This window comes from Clostridium sp. DJ247, from assembly GCF_014231265.1.
On sequence record NZ_JABAIW010000041.1, the window covers coordinates 26,104 to 47,704 of the forward strand.

General features: G+C 30.0%; 17 protein-coding genes, 2 tRNA genes and 3 pseudogenes. 19 read left to right on the forward strand and 3 right to left on the reverse strand.

The features are described 5' to 3' along the window. Positions 1–74 precede the first annotated feature (74 nt). Genes HGI79_RS15750 through HGI79_RS15760 form a run of 3 tightly spaced genes read left to right on the forward strand, consistent with a single transcriptional unit; the run spans position 75 to position 3,684 of the window. Positions 75–827: a DeoR/GlpR family DNA-binding transcription regulator gene (locus tag HGI79_RS15750; RefSeq protein ID WP_185651648.1), complete on the forward strand. Its 753-nt coding sequence runs from the start codon at positions 75–77 to the stop codon at positions 825–827. Beyond that, positions 824–1,735: a 1-phosphofructokinase gene (gene pfkB, locus HGI79_RS15755; RefSeq protein WP_185651649.1), complete on the forward strand. Its 912-nt coding sequence runs from the start codon at positions 824–826 to the stop codon at positions 1,733–1,735. Before HGI79_RS15750 ends, pfkB begins: the two co-directional genes overlap by 4 nt. A 44-nt stretch (positions 1,736–1,779) precedes the next feature. Next, positions 1,780–3,684 carry a PTS fructose transporter subunit IIABC gene (locus HGI79_RS15760; RefSeq protein WP_185651650.1) on the forward strand — a complete coding sequence of 635 codons (1,905 nt, stop codon included), beginning with the start codon at positions 1,780–1,782 and terminating at the stop codon, positions 3,682–3,684. A gap of 284 nt (positions 3,685–3,968) precedes the next feature. Here HGI79_RS15760 and HGI79_RS15765 read toward each other — a convergent pair whose 3' ends face one another. Next, on the reverse strand, positions 3,969–4,832 hold the full coding sequence (locus tag HGI79_RS15765; RefSeq protein ID WP_185651651.1) for a TerC/Alx family metal homeostasis membrane protein: 864 nt from the start codon (positions 4,830–4,832) through the stop codon (positions 3,969–3,971). 624 nt (positions 4,833–5,456) lie between these two features. Here HGI79_RS15765 and HGI79_RS15770 point away from each other — a divergent pair. Together HGI79_RS15770 and HGI79_RS15775 are read left to right on the forward strand one after the other, a co-directional pair. Next, positions 5,457–5,530: transfer RNA gene (locus HGI79_RS15770), tRNA-Gly, on the forward strand. A gap of 5 nt (positions 5,531–5,535) precedes the next feature. Further along, positions 5,536–5,610: transfer RNA gene (locus HGI79_RS15775), tRNA-Gln, on the forward strand. A gap of 33 nt (positions 5,611–5,643) precedes the next feature. On the opposite strand, the gene HGI79_RS15780 is transcribed toward HGI79_RS15775, so the two are convergent. Beyond that, positions 5,644–5,811 carry a hypothetical protein gene (locus HGI79_RS15780; protein ID WP_185651652.1) on the reverse strand — a complete coding sequence of 56 codons (168 nt, stop codon included), beginning with the start codon at positions 5,809–5,811 and terminating at the stop codon, positions 5,644–5,646. Positions 5,812–6,051: 240 nt separating this feature from the next. Between HGI79_RS15780 and HGI79_RS15785 the strand changes: the two genes are divergently transcribed. The 10 genes and pseudogenes from HGI79_RS15785 (at position 6,052) to HGI79_RS15830 (ending at position 16,609) form a co-directional block, all read left to right on the forward strand. After that, a complete protein-coding gene (locus HGI79_RS15785) occupies positions 6,052–6,207 on the forward strand; it encodes an ATP-binding protein (RefSeq protein WP_185651668.1) in 156 nt (51 codons plus the stop codon). 264 nt (positions 6,208–6,471) lie between these two features. Further along, the gene (locus HGI79_RS15790) at positions 6,472–7,455 is read left to right on the forward strand and encodes a sensor histidine kinase (protein WP_241428236.1); all 984 of its coding nucleotides are present in this window, start codon (positions 6,472–6,474) and stop codon (positions 7,453–7,455) included. A gap of 27 nt (positions 7,456–7,482) precedes the next feature. Next, entirely contained in the window at positions 7,483–8,133 is a 651-nt protein-coding gene (locus HGI79_RS15795) for a response regulator transcription factor (RefSeq protein WP_185651654.1), read from the forward strand. A 147-nt stretch (positions 8,134–8,280) separates the two neighbouring features. Beyond that, positions 8,281–9,405, forward strand: a complete 1,125-nt coding sequence (locus HGI79_RS15800) for an ABC transporter permease (RefSeq protein WP_185651655.1) — start codon at positions 8,281–8,283, stop codon at positions 9,403–9,405. A gap of 12 nt (positions 9,406–9,417) precedes the next feature. Continuing rightward, positions 9,418–10,098, forward strand: coding sequence for an ABC transporter ATP-binding protein (locus HGI79_RS15805; RefSeq protein ID WP_185651656.1), 681 nt, complete (start codon positions 9,418–9,420; stop codon positions 10,096–10,098). Next, a complete protein-coding gene (locus HGI79_RS15810) occupies positions 10,098–11,222 on the forward strand; it encodes an ABC transporter permease (RefSeq protein WP_185651657.1) in 1,125 nt (374 codons plus the stop codon). The genes HGI79_RS15805 and HGI79_RS15810 overlap by 1 nt, the downstream gene beginning before the upstream one ends. A gap of 33 nt (positions 11,223–11,255) precedes the next feature. Next, entirely contained in the window at positions 11,256–14,345 is a 3,090-nt protein-coding gene (locus HGI79_RS15815) for an efflux RND transporter permease subunit (protein ID WP_185651658.1), read from the forward strand. Beyond that, positions 14,335–15,609, forward strand: coding sequence for an efflux RND transporter periplasmic adaptor subunit (locus tag HGI79_RS15820; RefSeq protein WP_185651659.1), 1,275 nt, complete (start codon positions 14,335–14,337; stop codon positions 15,607–15,609). The genes HGI79_RS15815 and HGI79_RS15820 overlap by 11 nt, the downstream gene beginning before the upstream one ends. Positions 15,610–15,802: 193 nt before the next feature. Then, positions 15,803–15,927, forward strand: a pseudogene (locus HGI79_RS15825) (LysR family transcriptional regulator); the annotation flags it as partial. A 40-nt stretch (positions 15,928–15,967) separates the two neighbouring features. Next, positions 15,968–16,609 (forward strand): lactate utilization protein, encoded by a 642-nt coding sequence (locus HGI79_RS15830; RefSeq protein ID WP_185651660.1) that lies wholly within the window; start codon positions 15,968–15,970, stop codon positions 16,607–16,609. A gap of 159 nt (positions 16,610–16,768) precedes the next feature. Here the strand turns inward: HGI79_RS15830 and HGI79_RS15835 are convergent. Further along, positions 16,769–17,155: pseudogene (locus HGI79_RS15835) on the reverse strand (DUF4865 family protein); the annotation flags it as partial. A gap of 65 nt (positions 17,156–17,220) precedes the next feature. Between HGI79_RS15835 and HGI79_RS15840 the strand changes: the two are divergent. The 4 genes and pseudogenes from HGI79_RS15840 (at position 17,221) to HGI79_RS15850 (ending at position 20,802) form a co-directional block, all read left to right on the forward strand. Continuing rightward, positions 17,221–17,505: a LysR substrate-binding domain-containing protein gene (locus HGI79_RS15840; protein WP_313885222.1), complete on the forward strand. Its 285-nt coding sequence runs from the start codon at positions 17,221–17,223 to the stop codon at positions 17,503–17,505. 698 nt (positions 17,506–18,203) lie between these two features. Further along, positions 18,204–18,497: pseudogene (locus HGI79_RS22900) on the forward strand (acetyltransferase); the annotation flags it as partial. A gap of 248 nt (positions 18,498–18,745) precedes the next feature. Next, positions 18,746–19,036 carry a hypothetical protein gene (locus HGI79_RS15845; protein ID WP_185651662.1) on the forward strand — a complete coding sequence of 97 codons (291 nt, stop codon included), beginning with the start codon at positions 18,746–18,748 and terminating at the stop codon, positions 19,034–19,036. A gap of 386 nt (positions 19,037–19,422) precedes the next feature. Continuing rightward, positions 19,423–20,802: an ATP-binding protein gene (locus HGI79_RS15850; protein ID WP_185651663.1), complete on the forward strand. Its 1,380-nt coding sequence runs from the start codon at positions 19,423–19,425 to the stop codon at positions 20,800–20,802. Positions 20,803–21,601: the final 799 nt, after the last annotated feature.

A 21,601-nucleotide genomic window follows, 5' to 3' on the forward strand; every position in this document is an offset into this window, starting at 1 on the left:
GACTAAAAATGATTGTTTTTTGTGAGGTTTTATATTATAATAACATTACAAGATAAACAAGAGGGTGTTAAGGGTTGTTAACAGAAGAAAGACATAATTTAATATTAGGGTTCCTAGAAAAAAAAGGCATATCAAAAATAAGTGAACTTGTGGAAATAACTAATACGTCAGAATCCACCATAAGACGTGATCTTACCTTCTTGGAAAGTATTGGTATGCTTAAGAGAGTACATGGAGGAGCAACTTTACCAAAAAGAAGATTAGTAGAACCTAGTTATCAAGAAAAAGAGGGGCAGAGTGTCGAAGAGAAAAAAGCTATAGCTAAATACGCTGCAGCGCTTATTGAGGAAGGTGACAGCATATACTTAGACGCTGGTACATCGACCTTTGAAATGATTCAATATATAGATGTAAAAGATATAGTAGTAGTTACCAATGGCTTAAAACACATAGATACTCTTATTGAACAAAATATAAATTCATATATTTTAGGTGGAAAAGTCAAAAGCATAACAAAAGCAGTTATTGGTTTAGATGCTTTAAAAAATCTTCAAAAATACAGATTTGATAAGTGTTTTCTTGGTATTAACAGTATACATATGGATTATGGTTTTACCACACCTGATTCAGAGGAGGCAATATTAAAAGAAAATGCTATGAAACACTCTAATAAAACTTTTGTGTTAGCTGATGAAAGCAAATTTGGTGAAGTTAGCTTTGTAAAAATAGCAGATTTAAGAGAGGCTGTAATTATAACTAATTCTGAAATAGATAACTATGAGGAATACATTAAAAAAACTATAGTAAAGGTTGTGAAGAAGAAATGATATACACTATAACTTTTAATCCTTCCATAGACTATGTTATTAAAGTTGATAACTTTCAACCAGGAGCAGTAAATAGAGTAGCAAATGAAGAGAAATATCCTGGTGGAAAAGGAATTAATGTTTCAAGAGTGTTAAACAATCTTGGAGTAAAGAGCAAAGCTTTAGGATTTATTGGAGGATTTACAGGACAGTTCATAAAAGACTCATTACAGAGTGAAGGTATAGAAACTGATTTTATAGAAGTAAGTGGAGATACAAGAATAAATGTAAAACTTAACTCTAATGAAGAAACAGAAATAAATGGAGCAGGACCTTCTATTGAGGAAAAGGATTTAAATAAGCTATTTGAACAAATAGATGCTTTAAGTTCTGAGGATTATCTAGTACTAGCAGGAAATGTTCAGAAGTCATTACCGACAAATATTTATTCACTAATTCAAGAAAAGTGTTCTAGCAAAAAAGTAAAAATTGTGGTAGATACTACTGGAGAAGCTTTGACTTCAACATTGAAATATAATCCATTGTTAATAAAACCTAATAACCATGAGTTAGGTGAAATATTTAATGTAGAACTTAAAAGTAGAGAAGAAATAATACATTATGCTCAAAAGCTTAGAGAAATGGGAGCAGAAAATGTAGTAATTTCAATGGCTGGTGAGGGTGCACTTTTAATATCAAGCGAAGGAGTATATCATGCATCAGCACCTAAGGGTACAGTAAAAAATTCAGTTGGGGCAGGAGATTCATTAGTAGCTGGTTTCCTAGCAAATTATTCTCAAACTTTAAATATTGTTGAAGCTTTTAGATGGGGGGCTGCATCAGGAAGCGCAACTGCATTCTCAATGGATTTGTGTGAAAAAGAATATGTAGAAAAGCTACTTCCAGAAGTGAAGGTAACTAAGTTATAAATTATACATATGAAGAGCTTTTATAATCTCAAAGGAGGAAAAAAATGAAAATTACTGAACTATTAAAGAAAGATACTATTATTGTAAATTTAAAATCTACTACAAAATCTGAAGTAATTGATGAATTAGTAAATAAGTTAGATAGTGCTGGTAGATTAAATGATAAAGAAGAATATAAAAAGGCTATATTAAAAAGAGAAGAGCAGTTTTCGACAGGTATAGGTGATGGAATAGCTATACCTCATGCTAAAACAGCTGCAGTTAAGACTCCAGCTTTAGCTTTTGGACTTTCTAAAGAAGGTATAGATTATGATTCTTTAGATGGTAATAATGCTTATATATTCTTCATGATAGCTGCTAGTGAAGGAGCTCATAGCGATCATTTAGATACATTGTCAAGATTATCTAGCATGCTTATGAATGAAAATTTTAGAAAAGACCTTATGAACTCAAAGACAGAAGATGAAGTTTTAGATTTAATTGATAAAGAAGAAAAAGCATATTTGCAAGCTCAGCAGGCGGAAGAAGAAGTAAATATGGTAGAAGAAAGTAAGGAAGAAGCTGCTGAACCAACAGCATTTATATTAGCAGTAACTGCATGTCCAACAGGTATAGCACATACATATATGGCAGCAGATGCATTAAAGAATAAAGCTAAGGAAATGGGTGTAAAGATTAAGGTAGAAACTAATGGTTCTACAGGAATAAAGAGTAAGCTAACTGCAGAAGAAATAGAAAAAGCTACTGCTATAATAGTAGCAGCAGACAAGCAAGTTGAAATGGCTAGATTTGAAGGTAAAAAAGTAATTCAAGTTCCTGTTGCTCATGGAGTAAAGAAAGCTGAAGAACTTATAAATAGAGCTTTAAATGAAGATGCACCTGTATATCATCACAGCGGAAGTGACAGTGGTGCTGCAAGCACTAAAAATGAAAAAGTAGGATTCTATAAACATCTTATGAGTGGTGTTTCAAATATGCTTCCTTTTGTTGTAGGTGGAGGTGTATTAATAGCTATATCATTTATGTTTGGAATTAAAGCTTTCGATGTTAATGATCCAACATTTCATCCATTTGCAAAGTTATTACATGATATAGGTGCAAATAATGCTTTTGTGCTTATGATACCTGTACTTGCAGGATTTATAGGTATGAGTATTGCTGATAGACCAGGATTTGCTCCAGCCATGGTTGGTGGACTTATAGCTGCTAGCAATGGCGCAGGATTCTTAGGTGGATTAATTGCAGGTTTCTTAGGTGGTTATGTAGTTGTGCTTCTTAAGAAAGTATTTGCTCCACTTCCAGAGTCTTTAGAAGGTATAAAGCCAGTTTTATTATATCCTCTGTTTGGTATATTCATAACTGGAGCAATAATGCTCCTTGTTATAGTTGGTCCTGTAGAAGCAATAAATTTAGGTTTACAACATTGGTTAAGTTCCATGGGAACAGCTAATAAAGTTATATTAGGTATGGTTTTAGGCGGAATGATGACTATTGATATGGGTGGTCCAATAAATAAGGCAGCCTTCACCTTTGGTATTGCTATGATCGATGCAGGAAACTATGCTCCTCATGCAGCAATTATGGCAGGCGGTATGTCTGCACCATTAGGAATTGCCTTAGCTACTACTATATTTAAAAACAGATTTGATGAAAATGCTAGAGAAACAGGTAAGACATGCTATGTAATGGGTCTATGCTTTATTACAGAAGGAGCTATACCATTTGCAGCAGCAGATCCTGCTAGAGTAATCCCTTCAGCAGTTGCAGGTTCAGCAGTTGCAGGAGCACTTTCTATGATATTTAATATAGGGTTACCTGCTCCACATGGTGGAATATTCGTAATTCCTATAGTTAATGGAAATCCATTATTATATCTTTTAGCAGTATTAATCGGAGCTATTGTAACAGCAATAATGCTAGGATTACTAAAAAAGCCTGTTGCTAAATAAGCACAAGAGGCGTTATTAATAAAAAATAGATGATGAGTTATAACTCATCATCTATTTTTTTAATAGTTTAATTTGTAATGGGTAAGGTGGAAAATCTACTTCTTTTGGTAATTGAGCATTAGATATTTTATTCAAGTTAACAGTTCCCTTTACTAAGATACTTGTTATATAGACCTATAAATCATACTAATTATTCTACTATTATAATAACATTTGAAATATAAATCTAGAAAAACTTCTTTAAAAGCGGAGATCTATTCTATGGATCTCCGCTTTTAAAGAAACTACTTTGAAATATTTTTAGAAATATCTGTATTGTAAGAGGACTTATCTTTATTACTTTTAATATAAGAAACTATAATACTTGCGGCTAGAATAAAGAAGATTATAGATATAGAAGCAAGTACTGATACATGTATATTGAAAAATGTTATTGAAAGTTTTATACCGGTAAAGACTAATATACAAGCCACCCCATACTTTACATAATCAAATTTACTATGAATTTTTTCAAGTAAGAAATATAAGTTCCTAAGTCCTAAGATAGCAAATATATTGGAAGTATAAACTATAAAAGGATCAGTAGTTATAGAAAATATAGCTGGTATTGAATCAATAGCAAATATAATATCAGAGCCTTCTATAAGTACAAGTATGGCTAATAGAGGCGTAGCGTATAGTATATTATTTTTTCTGATAAAGAATTTTTCACCTTCAATTTGAGATGAAACAGGTATTATTTTGTTAAGAATTTTAAGTATCTTACTATCTTTTAAGTTTTCAGAGCTTTCATTTCCTAAAAACATCTTCACTCCACTAATAATAAGAATTAATCCGAATATATAAAGCATCCAATGAAACTCATTTACTATTGTCACGCCTAGCAGTACAAATATAAACCTTAAAATTATTGCTCCCCAAATTCCATAAGTTAAAACTCTTTTTTGATACTCTGGTTTTAGAGAAAAGCTTTCAAATACAAGTAAGAATAGAAATAGGTTATCTAGACTTAAACTTTGTTCAATAACATATCCTCCTAAGAAAGCTAATGCTTTTTCAGATCCCATAAAGATATAAATACCAATATTGAATACTAGTGCTAGTACCACCCAAAAGGTTAAATGTAGTAAAGATTTTTTTGTAGACATAAAATTACCCCCTTAATATAAATGTTGGTTTGAAATAAATAAAAGACCCTTAACATAACCCATGCACTTAGAGTTACGTTAAAAGTCTTATTACCTTATTAGGTTTACAAAGCCAGATTTAGTTAGTTAAATCGTAATGTTGACTTTGTAATTTCAACTACTCCCTTTTAACAAAGATTATTAACTTTTACAAATTAATAATATCATAGTAATTTGTATATTGTCAAGGAAAATACTTGATAAAACAGTTTAATTAAAATTATTATAGGCTAAAAAATACTATTTTACCAATATTATAGATAACCATGCCCGAAATTTAACTTATGGATGTCTATATATATAAGTATAGCAATGTGGATTAAAAATTATTTTGCAAGTTAAAAAAAATTATATTAAAACAATATTAAAAATTATAAAAAATTATTAAAAAATAATAGTAAACGAAATCGGGTGTATCCCTATGAAAAAAATGTAGTTTTTTAAAGAAAAATAGAGTAATTTACATATAAACTTATTAAATTACATGTGTTATACGTGTTTGTTATTTAGAAAGATGGTATCATAATACACGTCCCATGAAGAAACTGCAAAATAGATCTAAACTTACATTATATACCTATATATGCGGGTGTAACTCAATGGTAGAGTGCCAGCCTTCCAAGCTGGTTACGAGGGTTCGATTCCCTTCACCCGCTCCATTTATTGGGATGTCGCCAAGCGGTAAGGCAATGGACTTTGACTCCATTATCCGTAGGTTCGAATCCTGCCATCCCAGCCATATTATATTATAGAATTTAAAAGACATATCATCTTATTTATAATAGATGATATGTCTTTTGTTTTGAACAAGTTTTACATTTTTACCAGTAAGTATAAGCCTTTCATCCAATCCATCACCGTTTACATCAGCATGTTTAGTTTGAAGTATATAGACCTTATCCCTATAGTTAAATAACTCCTTAGGTATTCTGAAAAACATATATAATCTCCTGGATTATTGTTATTATATATTATAGTATTTCAATAAGAGAAAAAGTGAAATAAAGGACTAGTAAAAATATAAAATGTTGGTATCAATGGATTAAGGGTAGCCAGGTTGCTGCCTTTTACAATTTTGTTGTTAAAACAACAGTAAATTTTATTACAGATGGAGGAATTGAAGTTAATTTGTAGAATTTATTTTATATGAAGAGTAATAAGTGTATTATGTATTTTTGAGGTGGTACACAATTATTATGTAACAAATGTAGTAATTCATAATGCGGCTGATACTATAATAAAAGTTTCTATAAAAGAGGAGAATAAAATATATATAAGTATTGAGGATAACGGAAAAGGCATTGGAGAAGAAGAATTAATGAATCCAATCACCTGATGAAAGACGCATTTGGGGGAAATCAAAATGAATAGTAAAACTAAGAATATTGTGATAATCATAAACTATTGTGTATTTACATTAACTATGCTTGTTAATTGTATATATAATAGTACAAATTGGTTTATGCTAATGTCTTTATACTTTATTTTTCTTACATCCTATTCAATTAATACATTTTTTTTACATGATCCTTCGAATAAATGGAGAAATTTAAAAAAGTATAATTTATTGATTTTTGTTGTATATTTTTTAGAGGTATGTTTGATATTTTTAATTAATAGATTTGATATTACAAGTATATCTATAGGTTTATATCTTTTTATATTATCTGATATAGTTGTAAATCAAAGTTTTTCTACAGGCCTTATTGCTTTTTTTACATTATATGCTATATCCTGTGTTTCAATTTTAACCAAATTATATTATGATAATGTTAAAGCTATCTCTGAAATACTATTAAACTTACCAATCTTTATTGTAGTATATATAATATTTTTTCTAATTAATCACCTTTTAAAACAAACGGAACTTATAGAAGCAGCACTAAAGGATGTTACTGTTAAAAAGCTTGAAAAAGATTCTATGTATAATGATCTTAAAGAAGCTTATGAAAGAGTAGAAACTATAACTGCATTGAAAGAGAGAAACAGGATTGCCAGAGAAATACATGATACAGTAGGACATACTTTAACTACAGTTTTAGTTGAAATGGAAGCAGCTAAAAGGCTTATAAGAAAAGATACGGATCTTGCAGCCTGCAAGCTTAGTTTAGCTCAAAGTCAGGTTAAGAAAGGACTCAATGATATAAGAAACTCTGTACGTATACTTGAAAAGGGACAAGATATACTGGATTTTTATTCTGATATGGAGTCAATCATAGCTGAAACAGAAAAACATTCAGGGGTAATAATTAAAGCCCAAATAGATTATAATATAGCCTTTACTAAATCTCAGGAGAAGGTCATTTTATCAGCTCTTTTAGAGGGACTTACCAATGGGATAAAACATGGGAAAAGTAGTGCTTTTTTATTTAAGTTGTACTCAAATAATGAAAAAGTTCTTTTTTCCCTTGAGGATAATGGAATGGGCGCTGACATAGTTACTCATGGTTTTGGACTTAGGGCTATGAGGGAAAGAATATTAGAACTTAACGGAAGTCTTGATATATCATCAAAACTTGGAGAAGGTTTTGGTATATATATTACTTTCCCTTATAGCAAAAAAACAGATGATGAAATTTCATGAAAATAAAATCTTTTGGTGAGGTGACTTATGGAGAAAATAAAAATATTAATAGCAGATGATCAAACTCTCATGCGAGATGGATTAAAGACTATTTTAGAACTAGAAGAAAATTTTAGCATCATAGGTACAGCAAAGGATGGTGAAGAAGTACTAGCTTTCTGTGAAAAAGATTCTCCAGACTTGGTATTAATGGACATAAGGATGCCTAAAATGGATGGAGTTAAATGTACTAAAATATTGAAAAACTTATACCCTGAAATTGTTGTTTTAATTTTAACTACATTTAATGATGTGGATTATATTGTTGAGGCTTTAAATTATGGAGCAGCAGGATACATACTGAAAGACATAGAAGGGGACGAACTTGTTAAAGCTATAAATGATGCCTATAAAGGTTCATTTATGCTTCCTTCAAGTGTAGCTAAAAAGCTTGTTGAAAAACTTTCTGAAAATACCATAGTTAAACCTAAAGAAAAAAATATATTACTTGATTTTTCAGAAAGGGAAGTTGAAGTTGCAAAAATGCTGTCAATGGGTTTTAACAACCGTCAAATAGCTTCATCCCTTTTTATATCTGAAGGTACAGTGAAGAATTATATAAGTAATATTTATAGTAAACTTGGAACTTCAGATAGAACTGCAGCGGCAATTGAGATAAGGAAAATAATTGAATCATAGTTAAAAAAAGTTACCCCAGTCATATTTTTTGTGACTGGGGTAACTTTTCTATGATTGTAATTTCACTTATTATTATATAAGTGAACTGGATAAGTAAATTATTTTGCATTACGAACTGAAAATGAATGTTCAGAAGGGAATATAACCATGAAAGCTCTATCCATTTTAAATTATAGTAGAAAAAATAAAAATAAACTTATAAGTTCTATTATTCCAGTGCTGGTTGCGGTTTCTTTCTTGTATTTAATAAATACTTTTGTGAAATCAATAAATAACTCACTATATAAGCTTAGTGTTTCCTCATATAAATATCATGCCACAATTACAGCCTGTGACAATGAAAATATTATTGAAAAAGTTAAAAATAATAAAAATGTAGAAAGATCAGTTCCTTTCATGTGGTATGGGATAAAGTACAGTATTCCAGGAAGTTTAATTCTGACGGATGTAATGGCCTTAAGAGCTGAAGATATGAACTATTTTTTAGAGAAACAACATATACAGGTTATGGTTGGAACATTGCCAGAAGAAGGTAAAAAGGAAATTGCAGTAGATTATTTGGTTGCAAAAAATAAAAAAATCACTATTGGAGATAGTGTGGGAAATGCACTAGATAAGTTTGATAGAATAAATGGTGAATATATGGTGGTTGGAATATTAAAAGGCGAAAATATGCTGTCTGTTGTATCATTTAATAATGAAATTTTGAAAGATTATGATGATGGCGAAAAGTCCCTACAGAGAGGAATAATGGTTTTTCCTAAAAACAACAAGATTAATGAAGTCAATAAATTAGTTGAAGCTTTACCTAAAGGGGAAGCGGTATATAATACTTTCAATATTTCAAGTGAAAAATTTAAGAAGGATATGGGATGCTTAGCACTTCTTGATGTTATAAGTATATTATCAATATTTCTAATGGTAATTACAGTTGGAAGTTCAAAATATGTTGAATTTTTTAATAGAAAAGAAGAAATTGGAATACTCAATGCTATTGGATATAATAAAAGGCAGATTTTAAAGAGAGCTATACTAGAAGTACTAGCAGTTAATACAATTTCATATATTTTAGGTTTGTTTTTAGGTATTACCTTAAGTTATTTGATGAAAAGGAATATTTTTGAGAATGTAGGTGCCCTAGGAGTAGTATTTGATGAAAAGGCAGTGCTTGTATCTCTATATATTCCGCTATTTACCACGTTATTTACTGTAGTGCCTATAAATGCAATGATAAACAAACTTGATCCTATTGACATGATAGAGAACAACTGAGGAGGGACTGTTATGATTTTTAAAATGGAAAGTGTAAATTTAGTTTATGACATAGGTAAAGAAGCTCAAACCTATGCACTTAAAGATATAAATCTTTCTCTGGATGGTAATAGATTTATCGGAATTATGGGACCTTCAGGAAGTGGAAAAAGCTCTCTTCTTTATTCAATGGCAGGCTTTAAAATACCAACTTCAGGAAAGGTTTATTATGGAGAAATAGATTATAATAAAATTTCTCCCTCTGAAGGTGCTGAAATAAGAAGAAAAAATTTTGGCTTTATTTTTCAAAGGCATTTTTTAATCGACTATATGACTGTACTAGACAATGTATTAGTACCCATAAATGATGACAGCAGAGAGGCGAAAATAAAAGCAATATCCATACTAGATAAACTTGGACTTGCACATCTTACAAGTAAAAAACCTTACCAACTGTCTGGAGGGCAAAGACAAAAAGTAGCCATTGCAAGAGCATTAATAGGAGACCCCAAAGTGATTTTTGCTGATGAACCAACAGCTGCATTAGATCACAGCAGTGCCTTAGAGGTAATAAAATTTCTTGAAGACTATAGAAAAGATAAGATGATTATAGTAGTAACTCATGATTTCTGTATCCTACAAAATGCCAATCATGTTATTAATATGCTTGATGGTGCTATAGTGTCCATTGATAAAGGCAGAGGGGGAATATAATGAAACCTCTTTCAACGGTCACCTATTTAAAAAATAATGTTAAAAAAGTGCTGCCGAGTTTTGTGTGTATGGTATTGGGTGTATTTCTTATATATTTTTCCTCAATTTTATTATACAGCAGTGTATATGGAATAAGCCAAGGTTCTTTAAATATGCTTGAAAAAGCAACAATTGTAAGCACTAACACTAATGATGCTATACCAGATAAAATTTTAAGTAAAATTAAAGGCTGCAGCAATATAGAGTATATTATACCAATCATAAATGATATTGGAAGATTTCAATATAGAAGCCCTTTGGGGAAAATTAGTATTGAGGGTTTCAATATTTTTGAAGAAGATATCCCTAAAGTTCTTAAAATTTTTGATATGAAACTTGTGGAAGGAAAACTTCCTTTATCAAATAGCAATGAGATGCTTATACCACTTAAGCTTGCTAAGCAAAGCAAAATTAAGATAGGAGATTACATAGGTAAAAATCCCGATTTAAATGTAATTTTAAATAAAAAATACAGAGTATGCGGTATAATTGATGGATCTGTAAATACCATGTTAACAACTAATGCTGGAAATGTTAAAAGAGAAGAGGCAGTAAAACGCAGTTTAATATTTTCTCTAAAAAATAAAAATAACAAAGTGATTAATGATGAACTTACCTATATGAAGGAAAAAAAGGTTACTGTTATGGATTATAAGTCTGTATATGATCAGATGAGTGAGCCGCTTGTAGCTATGAATTCTCTTAGGTTTATTCTGAATTTTATAGTAATCATAGTTCTATGTATTTCACTTGGTAATTTAAATTATATATTATTTTTAAATAGAAAGGATGAATTTGCTATTTTAACTGCTATTGGATACAAAAAAACAACTCTTTATAAGAAACTTTTAAAAGAGAATATTACTTTAAATTTATTGGGCTTCATTGTTGGCATTGTATTCACCATAATAGTAGTAGAATTGCTTAATATAGTAGTTTTTGAACCTAATGGACAATATGTTTACAGCTTTCATGTAAGCAGCATGCTCTATGCCTTTTTAATTCCTTTGTTTGTGTCCATAAGTAACATGATTTCACCCTTAAGAAATCTGAAGACTATGGATTATGAATGTCTTAATATTTAATATTTCAAATTTTTTTTAATAAGGAGGACAAATATGAGTATAACTGAAATATCAGTAAAAAGGCCCACCGCCATATGGATGGCAATAGTATTGATGCTTGCGTTAGGGATTATTGGATATAAAAATATGGGATCAAATTTATTACCATCCATGAATATACCTATTATATCAGTAACCACTGCCTATAATGGAGCAAGTGCAGAAGATATCAAGAAAGACATTATAAAACCTATTGAGGATGCTGTATCTGGAATAAGTGGTATTGATACAATTAATTCCAGTGCAAAAGAAGGATATGGTACAGTTACTATAACCTTTAAAATGTCTGCAAACATAAATACAGCTTATTTAGATGTTCAGAAAGCAGTTGAAAATGCAACAGGTAAGCTTCCAAAAGCTGCTGATAAACCTATCCTATATAAAATGAGCAGTAGTGATCAGCCAATTTTAATTCTTTCTATAAATGGAAATGCTAATTATGATGAGCTTTACAATGAAGCAGATAGATTAAAAGATGAAATAGAAAAAGTCACAGGAGTAGGAAAAGTAACACTGGTAGGTGGAGACAAAAAACAATTAATAATAAAACTTGATAAAACCGCTATGAACTATTATGGGGTAAGTGTTAACTCTATAACACAAAAACTTCAATTAAGTAATTTAAATATACCAGGTGGAGAAATTAAGCAAGAGAACATGGATCAATCCGTGAGAGTAGTTGGGCAGTTTAATAATATTAATGCTGTGAGGAATTTACTAATCCCAACATCAGCTGGAGGGAATATACATCTCTCTGATATAGCTAAAATAGATTTAGAACTTCCAGACCCTACTACATCAATAAGGTTTAAGAATAATAAAACCATAGGAATAATGGTTACAAAACAAAGTGACTCCAATATAGTAGAAGTAGCCAATAGTGTAAAGAAACAATTAGAAGAAATTAAAAAAACTATACCTAAAGGAATCAACATAGATGTTGCATTTGATAATACTGTTTTTATTACCTCCTCGTTAACTCAAATAAGACACAACGTTATAGAAGGAATCATAACTACTGCAATAGTGCTATATTTATTTTTCCGAAGTCTTCGTTCTTCACTGGTGGTTTTGGTTGCTATACCAACATCGCTTATAGCTACTTTTTTTCTCATGTATGAACTCCATTTTACTTTAAATTTAATGTCTATGCTGGGATTGTCTTTAGTTATAGGTACTCTGGTAGATGACTCTATTGTAGTACTGGAAAGTATACAAAGACATTTAGATATGGGGAAAAATCCTGTAGATGCAGCTATTACCGGTCGTAGAGAAATAGGCCTTGCTGCTATAGCTATAAGTTTGTGCGATGTGGTTATATTTTTACCTATTGCTTTTATGTCAGGTATGGTAGGTCAAATTTTTAAAGAATTTGGTTTAACAATAGCTATAGCTACAATATTTTCTCTCATAGTTTCCTTTACAGTTACTCCAATGCTTGCAGCTGCTACCCTTAAAAAAGTAAAAATTGAAGATAAAGAAAAAGTATCTAAAAAGAGCTTATTTAACAAAGGTGTAGAATTGTATAAAAAAATTCTTATATGGGCATTAGACAACAGGTGGAAGGTTTTGGTTACATCTGTGATAGGTATAGTATTTAGCATATCTCTTCTTTTAACTGGATTAATAAGTACAGAATTTATGGCTAAATCTGATGAAAGCTTTATTTCTATAGATATATCACTTACACCTGGTTCTACACTAAAACAAACAGATGATAAGGTGATTGAAGTAGAAAATTATTTGCATAAAACGAAAGAAATAAAAAATTATCTTTCAATAATTGGAGGAAATGGGCAAGATGGTTCGGATAAAGCTGTTGCTCGAATTTATGTTAACTTAGTTCCTAAGAAAGAACGTACAAAGAGTCAAAGCGAAGTTGCAAGTCAAGTTCGTGAGTTTGGTAAAAAAATACCTGGAATAGATTTTCAGGTATCAGAATCAGACAGCAGCGGAGGAAGTGGTAAACCAGTAGCTATTAAAATAAAGGGAAAAGATGAAGACACTTTAAAAGCATTATCAAATGAAGTTGAAAAATTATTAAGAACAATACCTGGCACAACGGATATAGGAAATTCAACGAAAGTAAGAAATAGTGAAATAAGAATAACTGTAGATAGTTTAGCGGCTGCTAACTATGGACTTACTACTTCAGATATAGGTAGTGTTATAAGAGTTGCACTATCCGGTAATCAAGTAGGGGTGTATAGAGCAAATAATGAAGAAAATGATATAACTCTTAAATTTATGAAGGGAGAAGTAAAAAGTATTAATGATATTAAAAATATAAAAATATCAAATTCTTCTGGGCAGCAAATACCGCTAAGTCAAGTTGCAATTGTTGAAAAAGTAGACACTGCACCATCGATATCTAGAGAAGAGAAACAGGATGTAGCTACTGTAGATGCTAATGTTCAAGGAAGAGTAGTTGGACAGGTTACTAATGATATTAATGCAAAATTAAAATTACTTAAAGTACCTTCAGGATACAGCATAACCTTTGGTGGAGATCAAAAAAGCATGGCAGAGGCAGGAACATCTCTTATACTAGCCTTAGGAGCATCAATAGCTCTTATATATATGATATTAGTGGTACTTTACGAATCTTTCTTAACACCAGCTATAAGAATGGTTGCACTGCCATTTGCTTTAATGGGAGCTTTAATTGCCTTAGCTATAACTGGACAAAGCTTAAATGTAATGTCTGGAATTGGAATAATAATGCTTGAAGGGTTATCATCCAAAAATGGTACATTACTAATAGATTATACTAATACACTTATGAAAAAAGGTATGAGTTTGAGAGATGCCCTTATAGAATCAGGTGTCACTAGATTAAGACCTATAATAATGACATCTGCTACAATGATAGTTTCCATGCTTCCAGTTACTCTATCCCTAGGTGAAGGAAGCGAGATGAAAAAAGGTATGGGTATTGTAATAATAGGTGGTATGCTTGTATCAACTATAGTTACACCTATTGTACTACCAGTAATCTATACACTTATGGAAGATTTGAAAAATTTTGTCTTTAGAAAAAACAAGGACAAAAAGTTAAGGGAGGCAGGACAATATGAAGTTTAAAAATTTTAGTATAAAAAAGTTTAAAATAAAAAGAATTCTATCAATTGTAATTGTAGTTGTAGTTGTTGCTGTTGCAGCTCAGGGTATTCGTTCTCATACAAAAAATAAAAAGGTAGAAGTAAAACAAGAAATCAAAAACGTTAAGACGCAAAAAATAAATGTTGGCAGCATATCAGCGGAAGTAGAATTTGCAGGCAATTTAAAACCTAAAACCCAAGTGGTGGTTTTCCCTAAAACTGGAGGAAGAGTTGCTAGTGTTAATGTTAACCTAGGAGATAAGGTTAGTGCAGGCCAAACATTATATACATTAGATACAACAGAGCTGCAGGCAAATCTTCAGGCACAACAGGCATTACTTGAGGGTGCAAATGCTAACTTGGAAAAAACCAGTGATTCTGGACTGGCACAGCAAATATCTCAAGCTGAACAAGCAGCTGGAAAAGCACAAGTTCAATTTAACAGTGTAAAAGATAACTATGATAAAATGCAAAAGTTATATTCAGCAGGAGCTATATCAAAAAAAGAGTTGGATGATGCAAAAACTCAATATGATAATGCTTCTATAGATTTAAATACAGCTCAGGATAACCTAAATTTATTACAAGATAAAATTGGTCCTCAGAATACAAAAGCTGCAGCTGCTCAAGTAGCACAATCACAGGCAGGAGTAAACTCTGCACAAATTCAGGTAAATAATGCTACAATTACTTCACCTATTTCAGGAATAGTATCCTCAAGAGATATTGAGGTAGGCCAAATCGCTGGCGGGCAATCAGGTTCTGTGACTGTTATAGATTCAAGTACGGTAACTGCAGAAATAACTGTTCCAGATAAAATGCTGGGAAAAATTCAAGTAGGGCAATCAGTACCAGTAGCTATTACCGCATTACAAGATAAAAAAATATCAGGTGTGGTAGATGCAATTAGTCCTGATGCTAATTCTAAAGATAACTCTTATGTTGTTAAGATTAAAATTGATAACTCAAATGGAGATATGAAAGCTGGTATGTTTGCTAAAGTATCCTTACAAGCTGAAAGTAAAGATAAAGTCTTAACTGTTCCTAATCAAGCTATTAAGGTAGAAAATGGTGTAAATTATATGTATATAGTGGAAAATGGTAAGGTTAGAAAGTTATCCATAGATACTGGAATTTCAAATGATAAATTTACAGAAGTAACAGGTAATGTAAAAGAAGGTACTGATATAATTACAGAAGGACAAAATCTATTAGATGATGGTGAAAAAGTAAATATAGTTAAATAAGATTTTAGTTAACAAAACTAAAATACATATTTACTTAATAAGAAGTGCGTTGGATTATTGATAGAAATAACCAGCGCAATTTTTTATGAAAGCTTAAAATCAAAAAATACTAAAGAGAAAATCATTACTGTATCTATATATGAATTTGCCAGCAATATTAATATACAATATAGGAGATATACTAAAATTTTATATGTATATCAATCTTGAACTTTACAGAATATTTATATTACTGCTAAACTAGGAAGTATATCTAAAGCAGCAAAAGAACTTTTTACATCACAGCCAGCAGTTAGTCAGTCTATAAAATTATTAGAAGACTGTATATTTAAAATTTTAATTATAGAGGTGTATAAATATGGATAAAAATGTTTCATGGTATATAGAGAAGCGAGTTGAGAGAACTATAAAAGGTTTAAATGACCGTAATATGGAAGGGTATTATGTTAATAATAGAGAGCAGTTATTTCAAAAATTAAAAGAACTAATAGTTGAAGATTCTACAGTTGGTCTAGGAGACTCAATGACTCTTTTGGAAACTGGAATAATAGAGTTTTTAAGGAGTGGGAAATTCAACTTTTTAGATAAGTATAAAGAAGAATTGACAAGAGATGAAAAAAGAGAAATATATATTAAGAATTTTTCAGCTGATACTTTTATTTGTAGCACGAATGCAATAACTGAAAGTGGAGAACTATATAATATAGATGGAAATGGTAGTAGAGTTGCTCCAATTATTTATGGACCTAAGCAGGTTATTCTTGTTGCAGGAATAAATAAAATTGTAAAAGACATAGAAGAAGCAGAGAAAAGAGTAAGGTCATATGCAGCACCAATTGATGCAAAAAGATTAAATAAAGATACACCTTGTACAAAGCTTGGATATTGTGTGGATTGCAAAAGTCCAAATAGAATTTGCAATGATTTTGTGATAATCAGAGGGCAATTCATTAAGGGAAGAATAAAGGTATTAATCGTTGGAGACATTCTAGGGTATTAAATGGAATAATATGGATAAGAGTTTTCGTTTCACTATAGTCTCTCAAAAAATCATCAGTGTTTAAAAATAGAAAAACCCTACTGTCTGTCTGGTAACCTATAAATGGCTCTTGTTCGGGTTTAGATGCTCTAGTAAGTAATATTGAGAAAACTTTTATTGTTATATATGAAGTATATTATAAATTACGCCTTTTTCTGCTTTTACTTTGTTTAAATCATCTATAAAATAAAACACAGTATATTTCCATTTATCTGGACTATAAATAACTATATATTCTGTATTATCAATCTTAGGAATATCTTTTTCTATTTTATCTTTAAAGTTATTTAAACTCTCTTGTGGTTCAATATCTCTTGTGATTTCAAATAGATATTTGGTATCTTTAATTTTACATGTTGTTATATCAATTAAAGGTATTCCTATATTTATTTGTTGCCATCCAAAAGAAGTTATTATATTGTCATAGAATCCATTAAATAAGAATTTGTTTAGTCCGTTACTATCTTTCCAAAGATATAAAGGAGCATAACTATTCTGCAGATTATTATTTTCGCCTTTTTTTGTTGTTAGATATAGTTTAAACTTTAAATCATAAAATCCATAATAAAAATATTGATTGTCCCTATCGTGCTATTTTGGAAAAGTGGGTTATTGCAAACAAAGGAACTTCAAGTAGAATTATTGAGAACGATTCTCTAGAAGCTATTTTAAAGTGTGTAGCAGATGGTATGGGTATTTCACTACTGCTAAAAAGCGTGATTAAAGATAATGACAGAGTATATATTCATGAGTTATCTGATGAATTTAACAAATTACCAATACACTTTATCAAACGTAATGATTCAAATGTAAATGATTTAGTTAATAATTTCATTAATATCCTTTCAGAAGTATAAAAATTATTTTGAAATATATATTGCAGTTATGAAAACTTGTAGATTGAAAGTGAAGGTAGGAGTTTTTTATTTTTATCTAAGTAATTAAAAGTTCTGAAATTATGAATAGTGTAAATAATAAGGTGATTATAGAATTATCAGATCTATACTCAAATAATTTATAGATAAAAAATATGAGGGGTTTTATGTTTAAACTACCAATAATAGAGTTAATTGAAAGAGGTTTGCCTGAAGGATTAACTATAAGAACAAATAAATTAAATACTAAAATTAGTGCTGAGGTAAAATAAAGTGAAACTTGAATCAGATGGGGTTTGACCCCAACTGATTCTTAGTTGAACGAATCCAGGGACGTAGCCGCTCTTTACTCCCAGTTAAGCAGAGAGCCAAAATCTGTGATTTTGATATGGTCGCTTACTCTGTGAGTACTCCTCAGAAGAGAAGTTTCCTATAAAGTTGGGAGTATGAGAGCGGGTAGTCATCGGATAAAACATAAACTAAACTGGTTGTGTCTATAAATGGTGGTATGACTAAACAAATGATATACAGCGGCGATTATAATTGGAAATATGAATTGAGATAAATATAACTTCCAAGTATTTATACAATGAGAAGTTGATATATTTAGTTTATCATAATACCTTACGTTTAAAATCTATAATTGGAAAGTCCCTACTATATATTTTGTTTAACATTAAATAAAAAATCTACCCAAACGCCCTAATGTTATTATTGGAGACTATACATATTACAGTGATGCAAGTAATCCAGAGAATTTCTATGATAACATTGAGCACCATTATGAATTTTTAGGTGACAAACTAATTATAGGTAAGTTTTGTGCAATTGCCCAAGGCGTTAAGTTTATTATGAATGGTGCAAATCATAAAATGAGTGGTTTTACCACATATCCCTTTAACATTTTTGCAGGTGGTTGGGAAAAAGCTACTCCCGAGATTTCTGATTTACCGTTTAAAGGCGATACTATTATTTGATAAGATATTATGTTATTTTTCGAAAATAATGTAATAGAAGTTTTGTATAAATAGTGTTATTATATGTATATAAATAATAACAAGGTCTTTTATATAATAATATAGATATTATAATTACTGAATAATATAAAATTTATATAATTTAACTTAAAAAATTAGCTGTATTATGTTTATATTAATTTTAATACAACTATATTAAAAGGGTAAAATTAATTTTTATTATATACTAGGAGGAATTTTAGAATATGATAGACCGATTGAGTAAAGCAAGGGAAGAGGTAGAAAAAGCCTTTAATAATGATAAAGCTGATGATATGGGGAAAATGGCAAAGAGATTCAAAAATTTATATTTTCAATGCATACAAAGCGGTGAAGAAACTAAAGAATACCATTATGCCGAATACATAAAAAAAGTTATTATGTTATATTTTGAAAATATTTTAAATGCATATGGTGACGCAGAAGCATTATATGAAGAATGTGAATATGAAGCACAATTAGCTGGAATAACCCCAAATATAACAATATCATACTAATAAATAATACCAATAGCTATATTGGATTACAAATATACAGATAACCAAAACTTAAATTTAACTTATACGTAGGGATATATTACCAATATTGAAGTCGCATTTAAATATTTTTTATTAGTCTTAGCGAAAATTTGAGAAAAAATCTTAGAACTTTAGATATGTTTGAGGTACGAGTTTATCAAAGTTCTTAGATTTTATTATGAAACTCCTCTTCCTTTGGTCAGAGGAGTAAGCGATTTGCACAAAATCACAGATTTTGGCTCTCTGCTTAAATTTGAGCTTTAGACTAATTAAAAATATTTAACGTGAGGAAATATGGTAATATATACCGGAGTATAAGTTGAATTTCGGGCATGGTTATAATACAACATTTAGAGGTGAATTTTATGCAAAATACAGTGACTCCTATAAACAATGAAGTAAAAAGAATTAAATTAGCATTAGACTCTATTTCTATTTATAGACAATTACTTGAAGATAAAGTTATAAATAGATTACACACACTAGTTAACTATATTAATAGCGAAGATATTGATTTAGGTCATTTTATTAGCCTATATAATGATTTTTTCTATACTTTAGCTTGTAATTCCAATAATTCTTTGAAAGAATATATTGTTGATAAAATAATTTTCCAAGAAAGTCCTTACTCTAGAATAGTAGAGACCCCTGAGTTTAATGAAAGGAAAAATCCTTTTGAAGAAGCCATTAGAAATGATTTGGTAAATTTACAATTAATATCAGAATTTACTTCCTTTCAAATTAAAAATTACATAAAAGAGCATGTGGACGAATCTATATTCTACTCTGAAATAATAGAAAGACTTCCTGATTGGGGAATAGAAGAGCAATGTACTCATACTGGCAATGTTTATGCTAACCATATTACCATATTGAAAGAAGAGTTTTATAAAAGTAATGACTGGGGTAGTTGTTTAGAAGCTCTCGATGAATTTTACAAAAAATATGGTTGTGGTATATTTTCTAGATTCAGAGCTTTTACTTGGGACAAGGTAAAAGAACAAGGATATTTAAAGGGTGTGGAGACACCTGACCCAACAAAGCTATCAGACCTTATTGATTATGAATTTGAACGTTCAAAAATAATTGAGAATACACTACAGTTTGTAAATGGATTTCCGGCAAATAATATGCTTCTTTATGGTGATAGAGGCACAGGAAAATCATCTACAGTAAAAGCTGTTCTAAATGAGTATTATTTACAAGGCTTGCGTATGATTGAGGTGCCTAAAGCTCATCTTGTGGATTTTCCTGTAATCATAAATTCTTTAAAAAATAAGCCGCAGAAATTTATTATTTTTATTGATGACTTAGCTTTTGAAGATACCGGAGATAGTTATTCAGCCCTTAAAGCAGTGCTTGAAGGTGGTGTAGAAGGTAAGCCTTCTAATGTAATAATTTATGCTACATCAAATCGACGCCATTTAGTGAAAGAGAGTTTCTCTGACAGGTCAGGTCTTCAATATGGTAGTGCCAATGACGAATTACATGCAGCTGACAACATTCAGGAAAAACTTTCTCTGGCAGATAGATTTGGTATTACTGTGGTATTTACTTCTCCGAATAAAAATAAATATCTTGAGATTGTAGATGGTATTGCGGAAAAAAGAAAATTAAAAATTGATAAAGAAATATTACATGCAGAAGCTATTAAATGGGAGTTAAAATATAATGGAAGATCTCCAAGAACTGCACGTCAATTTATTGATTGGATAGAAGGAAAGGAAGAATTCCACAACTTATAAAATATAAGAATCTAAAAGGACTATATTAAAAATAATGTAGTCCTTTCTGTGTTTTTCCTGTAATTGTAATGTAGAAAAAATATTGACAATTCGTTGACAAATTTTATATAAAGATTTATATTAAAAATGTGCTGTTTTTATATACTTTAACTAAATTACCATAATCATTAAATTCTAGTGGGCATCATAAGCCCATAAATTTAAAGATAAAAGTATACTCAAAAGGTATAGTTTTCATGAAGATTTGTTATGCTATAGCATTGAAATTGTACAATTTGTAAATCTACAGACAAAATATTGATAATAGACAGTTAACTTTAAAGAAAAACATTTATGTTGATTAAGAATTTTCTAAAAAAAAATAATAATTAAAAAATAGACGAGTTTTCTTGTAAGGTATGGTAAAATAGATAATTGATTGAGTAATTTATGTTAAATGTGAATATTAAAACAAATCTAATTCAACAGAATCTAGTTCATGTAGTTATTGTGTAAATTTATATAGTTTAAATCTAAGGAGGTAGCAACAGTTGTTAAAAATTATGACAAAATATGATTTAAGCTAACAAATTGGCAAGAAGTTGTTAGACACATAGTATAGTTTAAAACAATGACTTTAATAATACTTTAAAAATTCCATAACACAAATATCTTATAGGATTTTATTTCTAAAAACATGCCATTGCTAAAAGAAGCTTAATGCCCATAGGCTTCAGAATAAGTATTGTACTAAAATGGATAAAATAGTAATTATATTAGCATTAATAAAGATGTAGAGAAAATAAATACTACATCAAAA